The following is a 21,815-nucleotide window of genomic DNA, read 5'->3' on the forward strand; positions in this document are numbered from 1 at the left end:
ATTAAATTTTATTTTCAATATCGTTTATAATCCCTTTTGCTTTATTAAACACTTCCTGTTTGGAGATATGGGTCACCGGAGCATACCTGGCCATTTCACAAAGGTCAAGGGTTTCCAGCACCTGGTTAATCAACTCATCGCCTACAGACCTTGCATTAAGTGCCGATCCAATGTTTTCCCTGTCTAAATTAGCATAAGGTATGTTTAGCTTATCGCTTAAATAACCATACATTCCCTTAAATACGTCTTCATAAAATGCCGCTGTATTATTAGCCTGCAGTTGCTGCTGAGCACTGGCTAAATGCTTAGCAGCGACCTTGCCTGCCCTTTTGTTTTTTACCATAACAACATCACTGTTAAGTTTTATCATCCGGTTACGGTAGTTATAGGCAGCAATACAAAATACCGGGCCGGCAGCCAGTAATAAATAATATAAGGCTGAAACAAAAAAACCTTCCCCCGGTCTGTTTAAACTGGCATTACCTGTTTTGATATATCTTATATCCTTATCCAATACTTTAACATCCTGCTTGTCTGCGCCAGCTAATGCTGTTACATTATTTCCTGCTACGCCTTTATCAACCTTTATTTTGAAGCTTTTGGATGTTACTGTTACATACTTATTTGTTGAAGGATTGAAATACGAAAACCTGATCGGGTTGATGGTAAACTCCCCTTCGTGCCTTGGTATCACCAGGTAGTTATAAACCCGGCTGCCTTCAACCCCACTTACACTTTCGGTGATATCGTCCGTAATTGTCGGATCATATTTTTCAAAATCAGCCGGAAATTCAGTATTAACTGTTTTTAACAATTTAATATTACCGGCACCCGTAACTTTCACTTTATAGTTCAGCGGCTCATTGGCTTTCAGCGCCATTTTATCGGGGTTTGCCTCTATACTAAACCGGCCTACGGCGCCGGCAAAACTATCCGGCTTACCAGCGTCCGGAAGGGGTTTTACATGGATAACAACAGGTGCACTTTTAGCCTTATATTTTACCTCTTTAAATGCCCCGCCAAAAAATTGATCCATAATATCGTGCGATTGAACGGGCTGCCTCACCAAAAGAGTCATCTCCAGCGGATCAATTGTGATATTCCCTGAATGTTCGGGAAACAGAATAGTTTGTTTAAGATCAGCCGCGTTATATTTCAAGCCTTTATAGGTTTCAACGTGCCATTGTACCTGCTGCTGTTGTTGCGGGTTTTTAATATCCTGGTTCCAAAACCCGGTTAAGTCAGGCACTTTATCAAGCCTGCTATCTTCAATGCCAATCCGGGTATAAATCCTGAAACTCACTGTAAGCTGTTCGCCCTGGTAAACGTTACTTTTATCAACCACGGCTTTAATAAAAAGAGATTTTGCCAGATCGGCAGTATTGCCCTCAATTATGCTGTTATCAGCGCCATTTTGCTGCCCGCTGTTTCGCTGAAGCGGACGTCCCTTTGTTACTTTTATTTTGATGGGATTAGTGGTTAATCTATTCCCATTTACCGTAATGGTTGCAGCAGGAATGAAAGCTTCGCCTTCGCTGGTGGCCATAAGGATATAACTAATGGAATTACTAACCGTAGTTTTACCGTTTATCGACTCCATGCTGGTTGATACATTCGGGCCTGACAATACCTGTAATCCTTTCCATAGTGGTGGAATAAAGTTCTCACCATTTCCATTAACAGAAAACACCACCTCAAACTGGTCTCCAACACTAACAGGATTTCTATTCACGCCTGCGGTAAATTTCACTTCCTGGGCGTGCAATAATCCTGCGCTAAATAGTAATATGGTTAATATGAAGTTCTTTAATTTCATTGTATTTAACTTGACCGGTGTCAAAAGACTAACCTCGAATCACTAATTCTACCAATCTTTTTCAATGTGCATCTTTGCACCTTTTAATTTTTTGTTCTTCAGTTTATCCTGGGTTTGCTTCTCATCATTATTTAACGCATCAAGCATTCGTTCCGCGTCTTCTTTAGATAACTTATTAGGCTGCGGCTGCTGACCGTCTTTCTGATCTTTCTGATCTTTTTTATCCTGATCCTTTTTTTCCTGGTCTTTTTTGTCCTGATCCTTTTTATTTTGATCCTTATTATCTTTATTCTTGTCGTCTTTCTTCTGCTGATCTTTCTTATCCTGATTCTTGTCGTTTTTCTTATTATCCTTGTTGTCCTTATCTTTCTTCTGCTGTTCTTTCAACTTTTCCTGGGCATAGGCCAGGTTATAACGGGTTTCATCATCCTTAGGATTATTGATAAGCGCTTTTTTATAAGCATCGATACTTTCCTCCAGTTTTTTATTCTCTAATAATGAGTTACCCAAATTATGATAAGCTTTTGCAGCGATAGCTTTATTATTTGATTCGCCTGCAAGGCGATTAAACTGCTCACCGGCTTCAGAAAATTTCTTTTGTTTATAAAGAGCATCGCCAAGGTTAAAGTTCCCCTCTGTGTTCTGATTCTTCTTTTCTACCGATTTACGATAATTCACTTCAGCTTCAGTATATTTTTTTTGCTTGTAAAGCTCGTTACCTTTATGTACATAGCTTTTCTCCTGTTGTGCAAAAAGCAAAGTGCCTTGTAGTAAAAATAATATGATGAAAATTAACTGCTTCATGTTTTCTTTACTTCAAATAATTTTAAGTTACTAAGCCTTTGGCTTTTACGATTGGAGATAAAAAACTCTATTACCAACAATAAAAACGCAATCGCTAAGAAAATTTGGAAACGGTCTTCAAAATCTTTGAAGCTTTTGGTATCTACTGTTTTCCGCTGAATCTTATAGATTTGATCCATTACGATCCCCAGCCCGCTATTTGCATTGGTTGCCCTAACATAGGACCCGCCACCTGCTGCTGCTATTTCCTTACCCATTGCTTCATTAAGCTTGCTTACTACGTTTTTACCCGCGCTATCCGTATGAAAACCTATCTGCCTTCCGTTTTCAAAAATAGGTATAGGTGCTCCTTCGGGCGAGCCAACTCCAATTACATGTACGGAAACATCTTTTTCAGCTGCATTTTTGGCTGCTGCTACGGCGTCATCCTCGTGGTTTTCACCGTCTGTGATAATTATCATAGCCTTACCCGTACCGTTCTTAAAATCGAATGATTTCATCCCCAGATCAATGGCAGTACCAATTGCAGTACCTTGTGTGGGCACCATATTGGTGTTTATGGTATTCAGAAACAACTTGGCCGCGGAGTAATCAGTTGTGATAGGCATCTGAACATAAGCCTCACCGGCAAATACAATTATCCCAATCCTGTCGCCGTGTAAGTTTTCAATAAGCTGCGCTATGGCCCGTTTAGCATTCTCCAAGCGGTTGGGCGCCAGGTCTTGCGACAACATACTGTTTGAAACATCAAGCAGGATCATTAAGTCTGCACTCTTACGTTTTTCCTCTTCCATTTTTGACCCTATCTGCGGGTCTGCTGCCGCTATTAATAAAAAGGCAAAAGCTATTGAAAACAAAATAAACTTTAACCATGGCCTTGAAAATGAAACATCGGGAATCATCAGGTTTACAACATTCCTGTCACCCAATGACTTCACCGCTTTAGTTTTCCACCTGCTAACCCCAGCAAAAAGCAAGACAAAAACAGGGATCAATGCCAACCCCCACAACAATTCGATATGTGCAAAACGTAGCATATTAAGTTAAAGCCCCCTTAAGCAAAGTATTTCTAAATACAAATTCAAACAATAAAAACAGCAAGGCAATTAAAGCAAAGGGCAAAAACAATTCAGTTTTTTTATGATATTGCGTAACATCAATTTTGGCCTTTTCCAGCTTGTCTATCTGTTCATAAATATTTTTAAGTGTTTCGTTGTTAGTCGCCCTGAAGTATTTACCGCCCGTAATAGTGGCAATTTTTGTAAGAGTACCTTCATCAACATCAACCGGAATTCGCTGATATTGGATCCCCATTGGTGTTTGAACCGGGTAAGGCGCGGTACCCTTTGTACCTAAACCAACGGTATAAACTCTTATATTAAATTGTTTGGCAATTTCAGCCGCAGTAACAGGTGGTATTGATCCTGCATTGTTTGAACCATCAGTAAGCAGGATAATTACTTTGCTCTTAGCATCACTTTCCTTTAGCCGGTTAACGGCTGTGGCAAGGCCCATGCCTATTGCAGTACCATCGTCTATCATTCCGTTTTTTATATCTTTAAAAAGATTGATCAATACCTCATGGTCAATAGTTAGGGGGCATTGTGTAAAACTCTCGCCACTGAAGATCACCAACCCGATCCGGTCATCAGGACGGTTCTTTATAAAATCAATCGCAATGTTTTTACCTGCTTCCATCCTGTTGGGCTGAAAATCTTCGGCAAGCATACTGCCTGATATATCAGAAGCAATCATAATATCTATGCCCTCGGTAGTACTATTTTGCCAGCTTAATGAGGACTGGGGCCGCGCAATCGCAACAGTAAGCGCTATTAACGCTAAACACCTAAACACAATTCCAATGCGGCGTAGTTGGGGAACAATACTTTTTTTCGGCATCGAAAAGCCTTTAATCGCTGATACGCTCAGGTAACCGTATATCTTTCTTTCACGCCACACATACCACACAATTATTACAGGTATAATAATTAACAGCCAGAAAAATACCGGGTGTGCAAATTCTATTCCTTTAAACATGCTCACGTCCTCCTTCGGTATGCTGTGTAAGCACCTGGGCCTGCTGGGTTTTTAACACAAAGCTCAATGCATTTTCTATGCTTAGCTCGTTATCTACCGGCAACGGTTTTTCTTTTGCAAACTTTACCAAATCCGCCAATATTAAAACCTGGTTTAACTTAACCCTGTACTCATTGGCAATATCCATATACTTTAAGGCAGCAAAAATTTCATCTGTGGTTTTTTCCTGCGTTTTTATCACATAACGTTTTTCAAGGTACTCACGGATAATATCACTCAGTTCACTGTGGTATTGTTTAACTGCATCCTGTTGCCACAGCTTTTTATCCCGTAATTGCTGCAGTTTATTCAACGCAATGGTGTGCGCAGGAATCTCCGGCTTAACTTCTTTCACCAATTTTTGAACTTTCGGTTGCTTTTTAAAATACCATATTGCGCCCCCTGCCAGTAAAACAACAAGCACACCAACCGCAACCCAAATCCAATGGTCTTTAAGCCAATCCCAAAATGTGTAGGTAACTGCCAGCGGTTGCTTAATATCATATATTGCTTTCGTTGTATCTACCTGCACAGTTTGTACTACGAGGGTCAATGGATTCGTTTTTAAAACCCCTGTGCCTGAACCTATTGAATAAGAAGGAATATCATAAGTGCCCTGATCAAAAGAAGTTATAACAAAACTTTGGGTTACTGTAGCCAAATTGCGATCCTTTTTATCAAATACGGTATCGATCCGGCTGCTTAATATTTGCACTTTCCCAATCAAAGTGTCAGCCAACTTTGGAAAGTTTACTTTTTCTTTTACGGGCTGATGGACTATCAGGCGTAATTTGGTCTGATCGCCGATACGAATAGTCTGTTGATCCAGTTTTGCCTCAACACTAATATTTTGGGCTTCAGCTTTTAAAGTAAAACAGGTTGAAATCGCAATTAAAACCAGGAAATTAAAAAAACATTTCTTCATCATTACCTTTTCTTCTCCCGTTTTTTAAACAATGTCATTAAAGGCTTAACGTATGATTCATGGGTGCCGATATCGGCGGCGTCCACCCCGCAACGGCTAAATACTTCCTTTAGCATTGCGTTTCTTCGCAAGGCATCGGCTTTAAACGCTGTACGAACTTTAGGGTCACCGGTATTTATCCAGCTGATCTGCCCGCTCTCATCATCCTTTACCGGGATCAAACCCAAATCAGGAAATTCTTCCTCGTGTTTATCATACAATCTAAGCGCAATTATGTCGTGCTTTTTATTGGCTATTTTCAGTTCGTTCTCAAAGGAAGGGCTCATGAAGTCCGACATGATGAACGCCGTACACTTCTTTTTTATCACCCTTGTAAAGTATTTTAACGCCTCGGCAACATCTGTTCCTTTGTTTTCGGGTGTAAAATCAATTAGTTCCCTTATGATCATTAAAATGTGGCTTCTTCCTTTTTTAGGAGGAATAAACTTTTCGATTTTATCACTAAAAAAGATCACTCCTACCTTGTCATTATTCTGAATGGCCGAAAATGCCAGCACTGCACATAACTCTGTTGCAAGGTCCTGCTTTTGCTGCATCAGCGTACCAAAGTTTTCAGATCCGCTCACATCCATCAGCAGCATTACCGTAAGCTCACGTTCCTCGTCAAACACTTTCACGTAAGGGTGGTTAAACCGGGCGGTAACATTCCAATCAATGGTGCGGATCTCATCACCTACCTGGTACTCGCGCACCTCGCTAAAGGCCATACCTCGGCCTTTAAAAGCCGAGTGATATTCGCCGGAAAACAGGTGATTACTCAACCCCCGGGTTTTAATCTCTATCTTTCTTACTTTCTTAAGCAGTTCTTTAGTATCTCTTGCCATTATTTTAGATGAAAGGAACAGGTATCAAAAATCTACATCAGTTGATTTTCAAATCCATTCCCGAATCTCAAATTGTTTTCAGCCTTTTGTTCTCCTTATGGTACTTCTACAGCGTTCAATATCCCGGTAATAATATCTTCCGATGTCATGTTTTCTGCTTCAGCTTCGTAAGTCAGCCCTATCCGGTGTCTTAACACGTCATGGCAAATGGCCCTCACATCTTCCGGAATAACGTATCCCCTGCGTTTTATAAAGGCATAAGCTTTTGAAGCCAGCGCCAGGTTTATACTTGCCCTTGGTGAAGCGCCAAAGCTGATGAGGTTTTTATAGTTAGCCAGTTTATACTGCTCAGGGTAACGTGTGGCAAAAACAATATCAATAATGTATTGCTCTATCTTTTCGTCCATGTAAACCTCTCTTACTACCTTGCGGGCCCTGATGATATCATCCGGCTTAATTATAGCATTTGGCTTTAACATCCCCTGTGGAGCGATATTTGCCCGAACAATCCTCTTTTCATCCTCCTTGTTAGGATAACCAATTACTACTTTTAGCATAAAACGGTCAACCTGTGCTTCCGGAAGCGGGTAGGTTCCTTCCTGCTCAATAGGGTTTTGGGTAGCCAATACCAAAAATGGTGTTGGAAGCAGAAACGTATTATCGCCGATGGTAACCTGTCTTTCCTGCATGGCCTCCAGCAACGCGCTTTGCACCTTTGCGGGTGCGCGGTTTATCTCATCAGCAAGTATAAAGTTCGAAAACAAGGGGCCTTTGCGTACAATAAACTCCTCTTTTTTCTGATTATAGATCATAGTACCCAGTAAATCAGCAGGCAAAAGGTCGGGAGTGAACTGGATCCGGCTAAAGTCGGCCTGGATTGCTTTCGACAAGGTATTGATGGCTAATGTTTTAGCCAGTCCGGGCACACCTTCCAACAGGATATGTCCATCAGCCAGTAAACCTATCAGCAGCCGATCTACCATATATTTTTGGCCAACTATAACTTTGTCCATTTCCATTTTCAACAGATCGACAAAAGCGCTCTCCTTTTGGATCATTTCATTCAGCGCTCTTATATCCGTTGAATAAGATGAACCGCCGGCCACGGCATCAGACGAAAGATGCCCGGTATTACTATTTATTTCTTCCATTAAATGATTGTTATTTTTGGTAGGCAAACTTAAACAGATGATCAAATTTTTGCCAAAAAAATATGAGGTATAAATGTTAAAATTTGTTAAAAATAGTATTTATCCGTTTTTAACCCATAAAATTCCGTTAAAAAAGATTTATACAGGGTTTTCAATTAATTGCAATCCCGGAAAGCAAGCTATATATCTCTGCCTGCGCCTGCACTGCTTCGCCCTTCCCATCAACAGCTACATTTCTAATTCTATTGTCGAGATTAACTGCCTGAATGTTATCTTTCAATTGCAGATCAATAATTTGCAAAATCTGTTGTTTTACAGTTTCATCATACACCGGGAAACATACTTCTATTCGGTTATAAACATTCCTGTTCATCCAGTCTGCCGAACCCAAAAACATTTCTTTGTTCCCGTTATTATTAAAAATGAATACCCTGCCGTGTTCAAGGTAACGATCTACTATCCGTCTTATTGTAATATTTTCGCTCATACCGGGAACGCCGGGTATAAGGCAGCAGATACTACGGATGATCAGCAAAACTTTAACCCCGGCTTGTGATGCTTCATAAAGTTTATTAATCAGCACCTGCTCTTCAAGGTTGTTCATTTTTAAAGTAATACCCGCGGGGTAGCCATGCTTTGCAAAATCAATTTCACGATCTATCATTTCAATAAACCTGTTTTGCAGGTTAAATTGAGAAACCAGCAAATGCTTAAACTTTATATAATTTTTAGATGATGGCTTTTCACGCTTACTCAAAAACATAAAAACAAGCTCCATTTCACGCAATAGCTCCGGGTTGGAAGTGAATAGGATGTGGTCAGTATAAAACCGAGCTGTTGATTCATTAAAATTACCGGTAGCAAGCAAGCCCGTATAAACAAGGCGGCCTGCTTTCCTGGTTTTTACCAAGGCTATTTTTGCGTGTACCTTTAGCGCAGTTACACTGTAAACAATTTTGACGCCGGCATTTTTCATTTTTTTAGCCCACTTTAAATTATTCGCTTCATCAAAGCGGGCCTTAAGCTCAACCATTACCTGCACATTTTTACCACTTTTCGCAGCACTTATCAGTGCATTTACGATACGCGAATCATTAGCGACCCGGTAAATCGAGATACAAATTTCCTCAACATCCGGATTGATAGCAGCCTCATTAAAAAATCTTAATACCGCATGGTAGCTTTGGTAAGGAGTATGGATTATCATATCCTTATCAGCAATAAAAGCTGCAACGGAATCAGCATCAGCTAGTCCGGGGTAACAGGCGGCGGGCCATTCTTCGTAAGATGATCCGGGTAAATTCAAAGGCAGCGCAAAAAAATCTTTAAGATTATGATAGCTGCCGCCTTGGGTTGAGTTGGCATTCTGCAGATCCAGTTGTGCCGTTACCAGTTGTAGCGTACGCAAAGGAATTCCTGATTGATGCAGGAAACGGGTCGCCAGGCCAAAATCACGTTTTTTTAACTGACTTTCAATCTCACCTGCAAGATCTCCTGCGTATTCATCATTAAGATCAAGTTCGGCATCGCGGGTTATTTTTATGCTATAGCACCCGTTTACTGTTACACCCTTAAATACCCTGTGCAGGTTGTTCTTTATAATATCGTCTAAAAAAGCAATATATGTAATTACGCCGTTGTTAAAAGTAAAAAAACGAGGCAGTTCGTCAGATGGGATATTAAGCAACACGATCTTTTCCCCGTTTTGCTCATCCGGCAAACTCACTATAAAATAAAGCTTATTGTTTTCCGGGAAAAATTTGGTGCCTCCGTCTAAAGCTACAGGCTGTATAAATGCCAGCACCTCTGATAAAAAATAATCTGCTGAGGCATTTTTTACAGCATCAGGAAACGCTTCATTATATAACAGATGAACGTTCAGGCTTTTAAGCAATGGCAGCAGTTGTTCACGTAAAATACCTCCAAAGCGTTGTTGCTGGGCATTTATCATGTCAATAGCGTTCTTCAAGATCTCTGACCGCTCTTCAGCGTCAATATCACTATCTTCCTTTTCTCCAATCTTTTTTAAAGCACGCAAAACAGGCATCCGCACCCGGTAAAACTCATCCAGGTTTGACGAAAATATACTTAGGAACTTTATCCTTTCTAAAACCGGCACCTCATCATTAGCTGCCTCCTCCATTACACGTTCATTAAAAGAAAGCCAGCTTAAATCGCGGTTATAATAACGCTGTTGTTCCATTTATTTAACGTTAGCCGGTGTGTACCCAAAAAATGCAGCAGCTATAATAAAGGCAACAACTGACCCTATAAGGCCGAACATAAATATGTTGTAAGCAATACGAAGCAACCGGTATTTTTTTCCGAGAACTACCCCCTGCGCGTACACATCGCGGATGAGTGTTCCGTATAAAAAGTCCTTATCCTCCATCATTTTTTGCATGCCGTAATTATATTCCTCCAATGTGGCTTTGTAAAAATTCCCAAAAAACAACAAGTTGACTCTCCTGTTGTCCACATCCTCGCGGCTAAAAACACCTGCAGGAATTGATGGCCTTGTCGCCAGGATAGAAAAAGTCATAGCTAATAAACTAACCGATAATAAGATAGAAGTTGGCACTATAAGGTATTCATATTCACTTAACCTGCGCAACAGCAAACTTATAATTGCCGATAAAATAATGGAATTGACAGTGATCATTATATGGGCCTTGTTATCAGCCATATCGCTTAAGCGTTGATGATTGCTTGAACTGATCCGAAACATGGTTTCAATTCCCTTTTCAGGCTTTTCCTTTTCTTTATCCTTGTCTTTATCTTTCTTCTTTTCACTATCTGTTTTTGATTCTAAAACCGGGGCTGCGTGCGTATTTTCCTCAACAATAGTCGCATCAAATTTCATCTCCTCCTTATTTAATTTCTTTTCCTGTTTTTCATGGGCTTTCTCCGCTTCCTTCAATTCCTTTTTGCGCTCTTTTTCCCACTTGCTTTTTATTTCTTCCAGGTTCTTTTCTTTGGTGTTATTAAGGAGTACCTTACAATAATCGGTATGGTAACTGTGCGACTCTAAAAACGATATCGACTTTTCACGCCACTGTTGTTTAGTTAAACTCGTGTTATGCAACAGGTTAACCTCTTTTAACAATAACTTATCCTTCTCTTTAAACTTATCGGTTCCCAGGTTAAATAAGTCAGCATCGCAAACAATTTCCTCAAGCAGTGTTTTGGGTGCTTGCGGCATTCTGGTAGCCATTATACAGCTCACTATCAGTTCGATATGCTTTTTATTGACGTTATGTTCTTCAAAAAAATCGGATGCCAATTCAGCACCTTTTTCTTCATGACTGTTTAAGTCTATCATGTATCCGAGGTCATGAAACCAAACCGCCGCCATTACCACAAAAAAGTCGTCGTCGTTCAATTGATAATGGTTAGCTATTTTTATTGCGGCAGCTACTACATCCTGTGTATGTTGTAAGTTATGGTAAATCAGGGTTGATGTGTCATGCGTTCTGTAAAATTTTAACACATAATCCTGTGCCTGCTCAAGTAGTTGCTGGTGGTTCATATTGCCGGATAATTTGAAGCGATCTTGATTTTATTTTATTGTTAATTTTAATAGCAATAATTTAATATTGACAGTAAAAGTAATGAATCAATCTGCAAAATGTTTTAATTTGAATAGCAATGCTAAGGTTTTGAGCGAAAACTTTACGGTAACGTAACAAATAAAATCCATTAACAGGTTTCCAAATTAAGTATGCAGATAGCTATCCTGATTAAGTGCAGTTTTGATTTATAGCTGTGTTTATAAAAAATAAAACCATGCCGGTTATATTAAGTTAATCAGTAAACATCCCAATAGTTGATATTTTGCGTAATTCATTAAAGTTCAATTTTTTGGTAAATTTGCAATGATAAATATTATCTAACTATGTTATTTCCGCAATTTTCAGAAAATCCATTCCAAATAAAACTTTCTTTTCATAAGATAATTGAAAGGCTGGAAGAAATTGCGGCAGGTGAGCCTGGTATAAATACAAAAAAAGCTGCCGAAATATTGACAGAAGTGGCGCCTTTTCCTGAATTGAGAGACGGTATAGAAAGCATTTCACAAATTGCAGATAATGAATTGGTGATAGCTCACTTATTGCAGGATCTGTTTCCTGAAATCCTCTCCAAAAATGAAATTAAAGCGGTAAGTATTCCTTATCTGGGCTTAATTTTTAATTATACCGAACGTTTTAAAGACATTATCAAAGCTGCCGGCACCAACTTTGACTTTAATATCCGCGATTTTGACGAACACCAGTTTTATGTAATGAGCTGCTGCATTATCCTTAACCAGTTTTATGGAACACATTTAGATTTTGGCAAACCGCTTTTTTATGATATCCCGGCAGCAGACGGGATTATTAAACACTACCGTATTTTATATAACGCTGATTTTTTAGAGATTATACCAACCGAAAAATCATCGATGCTAACCAAAGAGGATATTGATCTATTAATGGACAACTATGATGATCTGGATCTCTGGAAAGAGAAATTTCCGCCAAATAGCTGGATATTAAAGGGGTTTGGCATAATGACGCTATTTGATGCAACTGTTGAAAACGCTGTATCAAGCTTAAAAAGCAACTTGCTGGGCAATAAAAGCACATCTGAGGTACAGGAAAATCTTGAAACCATTTTCAGATCTATATTTAAGATTCCGGATTTGCATATCGGTTTTACTGCTTTCGATAAGGAAAATGATAAATTCGTGAACACCTCTATCGGGCAAAAAATTAAAAGTTACATGCTTGAAGGAAAGACCGAGGCTGACTGCCAGCAGATGCTTCGTGCTGACACCTACCAAAATCTGATTAAAAAGCAGACCCCGCTGGCCATTACTGACCTCCCGGAGTTTGTTTCAGCAAACCCGGAAAGCAAATTATCACGTCATTTTAGCGCACAGGATGTTCAAAGTTTCATATTAGCGCCAATTGTTAAAAATGGTGCATTGCTGGGTATTTTAGAATTAGTTTCAAAAAGGACCAGGGACCTCAATAGCGTCAATGCAAAAAAGCTGGAAATTGTTATGCCATTCCTGGTCGACACCATTTATAGAAAGGTAACAGAACTGCAAAACCAGATAGAAGCTGTTATACAACAAAATTATACCACATTGCATCCCAGTGTTAACTGGAAATTCAGGGACGAAGCTTTAAAATACATCCGTAATAAAGAAGCTGGTAAACCATATCATCCTAAAGAAATAGCATTTCAAGATGTATATCCCCTGTATGGGCAAATTGATATAAAGAATTCGTCTATTACCCGTAATTTGAGTGTTGCAAATGATTTAATTAGCCAGCTGCAGCAAGTTATTTTATTGCTTGAGCAAATGCACCAGGAAGATTGCATTGTTGACGCAGCAGAGAAAGTAATTGAGTTAAAGGAGTTTTTAAATGATCTGGACGCCGGCCTGAAAGCCGATACAGAGCATTTTATTCAAAATTATATTGAAACGACCATTCATCCAATTTTAACTAACAACAAAAAGGTAAGCAAGAAAATTTCAGACCAGATAGACGAATATTTTAAACGCACTGATAAATTAACCGGCGATTTTTACGCCAACCGGCGCAATTACGAAACCACGCTAACCTTAATAAATGAAAAACTGATCAGTATAATTGACAGCAGGCAGACAGAAGCACAGGTTTATTTCCCTCATTATTATGAAAGATTTAAAACTGATGGTGTTGAACACAATTTATATATAGGAAAATCTATATCGCCTACACAAGCTTTCGAACCGGCACATTTGGAACATTTGCGTTTATGGCAGTTGCTGGTGCTTTGTGAAATGGAGGCAGAACAATATCGCCTAAAAAAAGATTTACCTATTCAGCTGGGTGTAACTTCATTGATCCTTATTTTCAGCACCCCTATCGCTATCCGTTTCAGGATGGACGAAAAACATTTTGATATTGATGGTGCTTACAACATCAGGTACGAGGTTATTAAAAAACGTATTGATAAAGCTTTTATAAAAGGAACTAAGGAACGGATTACCAAACAAAACCGGATCACTATTATTTTCTCAAAACCTGAAGAAGAAACGGAATACATGAAACTGATTAACCTGCTACAAGACAGGGGTATATTGGGTTCTAAAATTGAAGAATTTGAATTAGAGGACCTGCAAGGGGTTTCTGGCTTAAAAGCCCTACGGGTTAGTGTTATACATAACTCAAAAATATCCGCCGGGATTTTTGATTACGAAGAAACGTATAAGCAACTGAATGCTGCTGCCGTGGAGAACTAATTAGAAAACAGATAATATCCTTTGTTCAGTTTATTATAATGTTGACACGATTAGTTAACGCAGTGGTTTATCTGCATTTGTAATTTGACAGCCCCTCCTCTTAAAATCAATTGGCTTTTCTTGTCCGAAAATATAGCTTCACCCCATACCGCTGTATTTACTGCTTTCAACGTTTCCGGGCTTTAAAAAACAATATCAAAACTTCAACTGTAAAACAGTGTTTAGCAAACACAATCAACTGTTATGGCACACAATAAAACACCTATTTATACGGCTTTTGCCGCCAATACCATTATTGCAATTGTAAAACTTGTGGCTGCTGCTGCCACCGGCAGTTCGGCAATGGCTTCAGAAGGCATCCACTCGCTGGTTGATACAAGTAACGAAATCCTGCTACTGCTGGGCATCAGTAAAAGCCAAAAACCCGCAGATGAAAAACGCCCCTTTGGCTATGGTAAAGAGCTTTACTTTTGGAGTTTTGTGGTATCGCTGTTGTTTTTTGCCCTGGGCGGCGGCTTCTCCATTTACGAAGGTATTGAGCACCTGATGCACCCCGAAGCTATAACCAGCCCCATGTGGAACTACGTTATCCTGGGCATTGCTTTTTTACTGGACGGATATTCATTGATTACTGCCCTGAAGGAATTTAACCGCCAGCGCGGTGATACACCATTCTGGAAAGCCGTACACCAAAGCAAAGACCCTGCAACTTTCGTAGTGCTGTTTGAAGATGCGGCCGACGTTATCGGCATTCTGATCGCTTTTTTTGGCATCCTGCTGGCGGTGTTGCTGCATAACCCCTACATTGACGGCGTGGCCTCCGTATTGATAGGCCTGTTACTTACCGCCGTGGCTGTTCTGCTGGTACGCGAGAGCCATAGCCTGCTGATGGGTGAAACAGGATCGCCTGCCGAGCTTAGTCAGATCATCACTATAGTTGAAAATGACGACATGGTGCAAAGCGTACTCACCCACCTTAGCATGTACATGGGCCCCGAAGAAGTCGTGCTGCTGTTAAAAATAAAGTTTGACAAGGGCAGGCAAAACAGTGAAGTTGTTGATACCATACACCTGTTGCGGCAAAACATACAAACAAGCCTGCCGCGTTATAAAAATATTTTTATTGAACCGGTATAGGTTTACAGCTGTCTTACATAATCTGCCAGTGTACAAAGGTTATTCCAGGCATCGCCGGCGGTATTGTTAAAGTAAACGTACACATCCCTGCCCTCCTCCTGCCATTCGCTTACATACTGCGCGTATTCGTAAAGCAGCTCATCGGCATAGCTTCCCTTATAGTTACCTTCCGGACCGTGAAAGCGGAGGTAAACAAAACCAGCGGCAGTAATAACCTGCGGCGAGGGTGATGCAGGCATGTCCTGCAATACCATTCCTGCATCAAAGCTGCTTAACAGCTCATAAACTTCATCATTATACCACGACCGATGCCTGAACTCCACAGCTACGTGCCATTGCTGTGTTTTGTTAGCCTGTGTTAAAAGGCTTAACAAATGCGTTAACTGTTCCGTTTGTGCTATGGTTACCTTTGGCGGGAATTGCACCAGGATGCAGCCTTTTTTGCTCACCCCACGGCTAATTACATCCATGAAGCGGGTAACATCTTTGGCATTAAAAGCCAGTTGTTTATTATGTGTAATATTTCGCCACAGCTTAAAAGTAAACTTAAAGTTTTCCGGGACGCTATCCGCCCATTTAGATACAGTGGAAGGCATAGGCAATTTATAAAACGAACTGTTGATCTCAATACTGTTGAGGTTCGCGGCATAATACTGCAAGCGTGAGCAGTTGTTAAAAGGGGGCTGAAAATCACGCTTTGAAATAGGGATAACCAGCCCGCTGGTGCCGCCATAAAACTCACCTTTACCTGTTTGCATAATTAATTACATTCAAAAAGCAGACCGCGATTACAAAAAAGTTTAAAAAAACTGCAGTGCACGATCTTAAGAAAGATAATTGAAAATCAATACTTTATATTTAACTTAACATTCTTTTGAAAAACTAATTTATCTTTGTAACTTCCAAATTATCTTTCAAATTAAAAAATGCTAACAATCCCGATGCCTGAAAACGAAACCGACAGGCTGGCTGCACTACAATCATACCATATTTTTGACACCGCTGAGGAAAAGGACTTTGACCAGCTAACAACGCTTGCATCCGCCATTTGCGGGGTACCTATAGCGCTCATTACTTTTATTGACGAAAAACGACAGTGGTTTAAATCGCATTTTGGTACAGATGTTACCGAAAACTTAAGAGAGCATTCTTTTTGCGCCCATACAATTGCGGCTGATGACGATATTTTGATAGTACCGGAAGCCCGTGCTGATGCCCGTTTTGCTGAAAACCCTATGGTAACCGGGCCCACCCAAATAAATTTTTATGCTGGTGTACCGCTGGTAAACGAAGATGGTTATGCATTAGGCACCCTGTGTGTGATTGACCAAAAAATAAAGCATCTTACCCATGAGCAAGGTGAAGCACTGAAAATATTGGGCAAACAAGTAGTTGATAAGTTAGAGCTGAAAAGAAAAGTATTACACCTTGAAAAAGCTAACCAGGAACTTCTGAACTCCAACGTGCTGATCCAGAAATTTGCTTCAATGGCTGCGCATGATATCAAGAACCCGCTAAGCAGCATCCTGCTTACCTCTCAGGCGCTAAAAATACGGCAGGAAAAGCTCCAGGATAAAGGCTGCATACACCTTGCCGATCTGAACATCGCCGCAACAAAAAACCTGCTTTCACTGGTGGAAGAAATGCTGGCTTATTCAAAATCACCTTCGTTGCTACTGGCCAAAAAACAACATTTTGAACTCAACGGCCTTATTAACAAAGTTAAAACTATGCTTACGGTGCCGCCGAACGTGGAGATTATACTTCCGCCGGAACAACATAGGCTTTATTTTTCTGTAATTGCTTTTGAGCAAATCCTGATCAACTTGTTAAGTAACGCCATACGTTACACTAACAAACCCGAAAGCGTCATCACCATCCGTTTTATTCAGGATGATGATTTTTACCGGATGGAAGTGGAGGACAATGGCATCGGCATAGCAGAACAATACCACGAAAAAATCTTTGCCAATAACTTCACCCTCAAAATCACAGACCGGTACAATGAAAAAGGGTCGGGTATTGGCCTGTCAACCGTTAAGGATCTGCTTACCGTGCTAAACGGCAGCATTTACGTAAAATCCGTACCGGGCGAAGGAACCACCTTTTTTATTGCGATCAAGAAGTAAGCTTGCCGTTAACGGTGCACGTCAGCCATTTCCTACCCGTTCCATTTCTTCTGCTGCGCTCCCACCTGATCGTTTTGCAGTTTTATAGGTTTTACCAAAGCGATAAGTAAACGTAAGCGTAAAAACCCGGCTGTCGCGCATTATTTTAAAATACTCGGTAGCATTAGGGAACGACGTAAAACCCTCCATGGCATTGGTATACAAGATATCCCGAATGCTTAATTTAAGCGTACCTTTCTTTTTAAGCACGGGCCTTGCAATGCCTGCTGATAGTTGACCAGTTGGGTACAGCAACTCCTGCACATCGTTACGCGCGCGGGTTGTATAAAAACCGGAGATCTCAGCAGTATAATCTTTAAAAATGGTGAATTGGTTATTGGCGCTCAGGTTAAGCTGATTTACCTGGCTGGTGTAGTTATTGCCGTTAAAACCCCGCAGCTGCTTATGGTTAAACGTTGCCTGTGCTGTAACACTCCACCAGCTCACCGGCGATACAGACACCGCCTCAGACGCACCGATATTGTATGTATGCCCAACGTTGCCTTGCGTGTACAACAGGATACCCTTTGCCGCATCGTTTAAAAACAGCTGCGAAAAATAGTTTTGAATATTGGTGTAGGATAATGTTGTAGTGAGCAGGTTTTTATATTGATGGCTCAACTCGAAATTCCAGCTAAACTGGGGTAAGAGGTAAGGATTACCGGTTTGATAAGTGTATTTGTTGATGATAAAATAAAAGGGGTTAAGGTTCTGAAATACAGGCCGGTCTATCCGCCGGCCGGCAGTTAAGGTAAAATTATTTGATGAGTCAGCCTGGTAGCTTACATAACCGCTGGGGAAGAACTCGCCGTAATTTCGTAAAAAAGCAGAATCTTTCTGAACAGCATTGCCCAATTGGTTGGCTTTATAGCTGGTGTACTCGTACCTCAATCCGCCTTGCATGGTAAACTTATTATACTTTCTTTCGATGGATGAATAAACGGCGTTGATATTTTCTTTATATAAAAAATGGTTACTTTTGCTGTTATCATCCACCCATTGGCCTCCTGTTAAATTTTGGTATGCGGCTAAGTTGTCGGTTTTACTGTAGGATGATCTTACACCCGCCTGAACGCTGCCGGTTTCGCCGATCTTCAGGGTATAGTCGGCCTTGCCAGATGCAATATTGATACCTGTAGGGATATTGCCGCGCGATAGTTCTGTGTACCCGCCAGGAGCAAGCAGCTTATTATCAAAATCCTGTTCGCTCTGCAGGTTATAACGCAGGTAGTCAAAATCAACAGCAAGATCCTGCGTTGCAGAAATATTATGCCTTAAGTTTAAATTAATGGCACCGTTCTTAAAGTGATTATCATTCTTGTTATCGGTTAAAATTGCAGAATCTGCCAGGCCTGCCGGATCTAACCAGGTAGCAGTAGCCGTGTTATCACCCTTTCTGTGGATAGCTGTACCGCTCAGCACCATTCCAATAGTGGTGTTTGGGCTTATATAATAATCTATACCTGTTTTAATGCTATGATTGGTGACAGTTCCCTTAAAAAAAGAAGGCTGCCGCAGCATAGCGGCAACTGCTCCTGTTGCATCGTAATATTTGCGCAGTGCATACAAGTCAGTAAGGTATTGTACATAGTTCAAATTATAGTTAAAAAAGGTATTGATCTTGCCTGTGCGGTAATTTAGTACCAGACTGTTAGCGCTTTTAGGATAAACACCTTGTGCGGCCCCTGTGGTAAACGAGCCGTTAAAACCTTTCTGCCGGTTCTTTTTTGTTTTTATGTTGATGATACCCGCGTTTCCGCTTGCATCATACTTAGCGGTTGGGTTGGCTATCAGTTCAATTTGCGACACTTGCGACGAGCTCATGCTACTCAATAAATTATTAAGGTCAGCACCGCTCAGGTAGGTTGGCTTATCATCAATAGTAACCAGCACGCCTGCTTTACCCTGCAGGGAGATCCCGCCATTCCTGTCAACCGTTACCCCTGGCGATTTCTCCAGAACCTCCAGCACGGTTGAACCGGCGTTGGTAACCGATGCATCAATATTTAATACTGTTCTGCCCTGCTTCATTTCAACGGCAGGCGCATGCGAGGTAATATTTACCTGCTGCAATAAGGTACTTGCCTGCTGTAATCTTATTGAATCAGATTTTACTTTTCCTGGTAAGGTATAAACATGAGTGGATTGTGACTTATAACCGGTGTAGGTGATAACAAAGGCGTAAGCACCCGGCTGAACGTTTTTAAACAAGGCAATCCCTTTAATATTGGCAACTACAGCTTTTACAGGTTTATCGTCCTTTAACAGTTTAACGGTGGCACCATCTGCTGGCTGCAGCCTCTCGTTAACTACAGTCAGCGAAAAATCAAGGGCGTTATCTGTTTTAGGCTGACAAAAAGCCATGGCACACATCAGCAATAATGCGGTCAGCAGTATAATTTTTTTAGTATGATGAATATGGTATGAGTGGCGCAAATTTGATACGTTTTTTGTAATCTTAACCTGAAAGACGCTTGAAATGAAATTTAGTTACGAACAAAGTTCCTTATATCCGACAGTTGCACATAAGGAAAGCAGAAAAAAACCTCACTGATGCTCCGCCTTTTTCACCCCGTGGATAAAAACAAATCCCATTAATGCCCCTAAAAACGCAAGACCGGCCGAGGTACGCATAATTTTAGCATAAGCACTGATGAAACTATCACGGTAAGCTTTTCCTATTGTTTTTTTATCAGTATTTATGCCTTCGGGTACTTTAGCATTGCCCAGATTTGCAGCCTGTGCAGTAACCATTTGTTTGTCATGCGGGCTAAACTTTACGCCCTTAAGCTGTGTTTGCAAAGCGCCGAAAAAAAACAATACAGCTAAAGCACCAAATATCGCATTAGCAAAAACGCCGGCTATCCGCGAAACTGCATTATTCACGCCCGATGCCGTTCCCGAAAAATGATCACTAACCGCGCCCATTACGGCAGCTGTTAAAGGTGCCACGGTAAATGACATACCAAGGCCGAGCACAATAATTCCGGGAAAAAAAGTTGTCCAATAGTCAGCCGCGCCATTGGTTTGTTTAATAAACGACAGCATTAGTAACCCCACCCCCGCTGCTGCGGGCCCACAAATAAGCAACAACCTCGGGCCAAACTTATCAGCAATACTCCCGGCAAAACGAGCAAGGCCTATCATCATTAGCGTAAACGGCAAAAAAGTCAACCCGCTTTGTAGCTGGCTATACCCCTGCACCTGCACCATATTGAGCGACATAAACAACATCCCTGCTCCTAGCCCGGCATATAGGAAAAACGTAAGCAGGTTCGATCCGCTAAAGGTAGCACTGGCGAACAACTTCATCGGCATCATAGGATAGCTGCATTTTCTCTCAATAATAAGGAAAGCAATCAGCAGTAAAACCCCGGCAGCTAGTGAAAGGAAAACCTGCCAGTTGTACAAACCAACCGCCGGGATACGCAGAAAACCGAAGGTTACCAATGCCAAACCAAGCGCGATGGTAATTGCTCCCGGGAAGTCGAGCGTCTGGCCGCTGTCGTCGTCTTTAGTTTCATTCACTTTAAACCATAACATTACCAATGCGGCCAGGCCAATAGGCACATTAATAAAAAAGATATATCGCCATAAACCTGCATCAGCCAAAGCGCCACCCAAAACGGGCCCACCCATGGTTACCAAAGTGGTAAACGCCGACCATGTACCAATGGCCTTCCCCCTTTCCTTTACATTGATGGATGATGAGATGAGCGATAGGCTGCCGGGGATCATCAGTGCACCGCCTATCCCCTGTATTATCCGAAAAACAACCAGGTAAGTGACACCCGGCGAGAGTCCGCAAAGGGCGGAACCACAGATAAAGATAAAAATACCTGCCATAAAAATCCGTTTACGGCCAAGTTTGTCGCCGAGCGCCCCCCCGATGAGCATTAATGCGGCCAGCATCAGCAGGTAAGCGTTCAGGATCCAAAACAGATCGGCGCCACTGGCTTGCAGGCTCTTCTGTAAAGCAGGTAATACCACGTTAAGTGCAGTACCATCAATAAATGCCATGGCAGAAGCCATAATGGCCGAAACCATGATCCATTTACCGGCAGGACTTTTTAACGCAACGGTAGTCATGTCTTTATTTTTAACTAAGCGTCAACCGCATCATAAACAATAACCTTTTCCCAAAGGTGACTGCAATTTTTTATGAACTCCAGGTGTACCGGGTGGGTTTGATAAGTAGCCTGCCCGGCAAGGTCGCTGAAAAACATCAGTTCAGACACCGCCCAGCTGTTATCAACCACATCACGTTTCTCTGTAGAAGCCACAACGCCAACCCGCAATTCGCGCACGGTTTCAATTTTTGACAGTGTTTTTACCCCGGCAACCAACTTGTCCCTATCCTCAATTGAGGCAGGGTTTTTGAGCCAAAAAAAAACGTGATGGATAACCGGGTACTTGTTACCGGATCCTTTTAACGGAAGTGCTGATGCTGCTGTGCCTGCTGCAAGGGCTGCGGAAGTTACTATGAATTTTCGCCTGCTTGTTGGTTTCATAATTGCTGTAATAAAGTGTTAAGTTAAAGAAATATTCGATTTGTGATGGCAGATTTTTCATTGTAA

The 21,815-nt window shown here is 41.2% G+C and carries 16 protein-coding genes; 3 read left to right on the forward strand and 13 right to left on the reverse strand.

Annotated elements, in window-relative coordinates:
- Position 1: 1 nt before the first annotated feature.
- From MuYL_RS14935 to MuYL_RS14975, 9 genes are all read right to left on the reverse strand, one after another.
- Entirely contained in the window at positions 2-1,816 is a 1,815-nt protein-coding gene (locus tag MuYL_RS14935) for a BatD family protein (protein ID WP_094571330.1), read from the reverse strand.
- A gap of 48 nt (positions 1,817-1,864) precedes the next feature.
- The gene (locus MuYL_RS14940; RefSeq protein ID WP_094571331.1) at positions 1,865-2,620 is read right to left on the reverse strand and encodes a tetratricopeptide repeat protein; all 756 of its coding nucleotides are present in this window, start codon (positions 2,618-2,620) and stop codon (positions 1,865-1,867) included.
- The gene (locus tag MuYL_RS14945; RefSeq protein WP_094571332.1) at positions 2,617-3,657 is read right to left on the reverse strand and encodes a VWA domain-containing protein; all 1,041 of its coding nucleotides are present in this window, start codon (positions 3,655-3,657) and stop codon (positions 2,617-2,619) included. The genes MuYL_RS14940 and MuYL_RS14945 overlap by 4 nt, the downstream gene beginning before the upstream one ends.
- A gap of 1 nt (position 3,658) precedes the next feature.
- On the reverse strand, positions 3,659-4,657 hold the full coding sequence (locus MuYL_RS14950) for a vWA domain-containing protein (protein ID WP_094571333.1): 999 nt from the start codon (positions 4,655-4,657) through the stop codon (positions 3,659-3,661).
- On the reverse strand, positions 4,650-5,624 hold the full coding sequence (locus tag MuYL_RS14955; protein ID WP_245845566.1) for a BatD family protein: 975 nt from the start codon (positions 5,622-5,624) through the stop codon (positions 4,650-4,652). Before MuYL_RS14955 ends, MuYL_RS14950 begins: the two co-directional genes overlap by 8 nt.
- The gene (locus MuYL_RS14960; protein WP_094571334.1) at positions 5,624-6,505 is read right to left on the reverse strand and encodes a DUF58 domain-containing protein; all 882 of its coding nucleotides are present in this window, start codon (positions 6,503-6,505) and stop codon (positions 5,624-5,626) included. Before MuYL_RS14960 ends, MuYL_RS14955 begins: the two co-directional genes overlap by 1 nt.
- Before the next feature lie 95 nt (positions 6,506-6,600).
- Positions 6,601-7,656 carry an AAA family ATPase gene (locus MuYL_RS14965; protein WP_094571335.1) on the reverse strand — a complete coding sequence of 352 codons (1,056 nt, stop codon included), beginning with the start codon at positions 7,654-7,656 and terminating at the stop codon, positions 6,601-6,603.
- A 151-nt stretch (positions 7,657-7,807) separates the two neighbouring features.
- Positions 7,808-9,859 (reverse strand): polyphosphate kinase 1, encoded by a 2,052-nt coding sequence (gene ppk1, locus MuYL_RS14970; RefSeq protein WP_094571336.1) that lies wholly within the window; start codon positions 9,857-9,859, stop codon positions 7,808-7,810.
- Positions 9,860-11,185 (reverse strand): Pycsar system effector family protein, encoded by a 1,326-nt coding sequence (locus MuYL_RS14975; RefSeq protein ID WP_094571337.1) that lies wholly within the window; start codon positions 11,183-11,185, stop codon positions 9,860-9,862.
- A gap of 366 nt (positions 11,186-11,551) precedes the next feature.
- Between MuYL_RS14975 and MuYL_RS14980 the strand changes: the two genes are divergently transcribed.
- Together MuYL_RS14980 and MuYL_RS14985 are read left to right on the forward strand one after the other, a co-directional pair.
- Positions 11,552-13,933 (forward strand): GAF domain-containing protein, encoded by a 2,382-nt coding sequence (locus MuYL_RS14980; RefSeq protein ID WP_094571338.1) that lies wholly within the window; start codon positions 11,552-11,554, stop codon positions 13,931-13,933.
- Between the two features lie 243 nt (positions 13,934-14,176).
- A complete protein-coding gene (locus MuYL_RS14985) occupies positions 14,177-15,070 on the forward strand; it encodes a cation diffusion facilitator family transporter (protein ID WP_094571339.1) in 894 nt (297 codons plus the stop codon).
- A gap of 2 nt (positions 15,071-15,072) precedes the next feature.
- Here the strand turns inward: MuYL_RS14985 and MuYL_RS14990 are convergent, their stop codons facing one another.
- A complete protein-coding gene (locus MuYL_RS14990; protein ID WP_094571340.1) occupies positions 15,073-15,828 on the reverse strand; it encodes a DUF72 domain-containing protein in 756 nt (251 codons plus the stop codon).
- A gap of 168 nt (positions 15,829-15,996) precedes the next feature.
- On the opposite strand from MuYL_RS14990, the gene MuYL_RS14995 reads away from it, so the two are divergent.
- A complete protein-coding gene (locus tag MuYL_RS14995; RefSeq protein ID WP_094571341.1) occupies positions 15,997-17,199 on the forward strand; it encodes a sensor histidine kinase in 1,203 nt (400 codons plus the stop codon).
- A 21-nt stretch (positions 17,200-17,220) separates the two neighbouring features.
- On the opposite strand, the gene MuYL_RS15000 is transcribed toward MuYL_RS14995, so the two are convergent.
- The 3 genes from MuYL_RS15000 to MuYL_RS15010 form a co-directional block, all read right to left on the reverse strand.
- Positions 17,221-19,674 carry an outer membrane beta-barrel family protein gene (locus MuYL_RS15000; RefSeq protein WP_157740858.1) on the reverse strand — a complete coding sequence of 818 codons (2,454 nt, stop codon included), beginning with the start codon at positions 19,672-19,674 and terminating at the stop codon, positions 17,221-17,223.
- Between the two features lie 111 nt (positions 19,675-19,785).
- A complete protein-coding gene (locus tag MuYL_RS15005) occupies positions 19,786-21,327 on the reverse strand; it encodes an MFS transporter (protein WP_094571343.1) in 1,542 nt (513 codons plus the stop codon).
- Between the two features lie 14 nt (positions 21,328-21,341).
- Positions 21,342-21,749 carry a Dabb family protein gene (locus tag MuYL_RS15010; RefSeq protein ID WP_094571344.1) on the reverse strand — a complete coding sequence of 136 codons (408 nt, stop codon included), beginning with the start codon at positions 21,747-21,749 and terminating at the stop codon, positions 21,342-21,344.
- Positions 21,750-21,815 lie beyond the last annotated feature (66 nt).

The organism is Mucilaginibacter xinganensis (assembly GCF_002257585.1).
Classification (GTDB): domain Bacteria; phylum Bacteroidota; class Bacteroidia; order Sphingobacteriales; family Sphingobacteriaceae; genus Mucilaginibacter; species Mucilaginibacter xinganensis.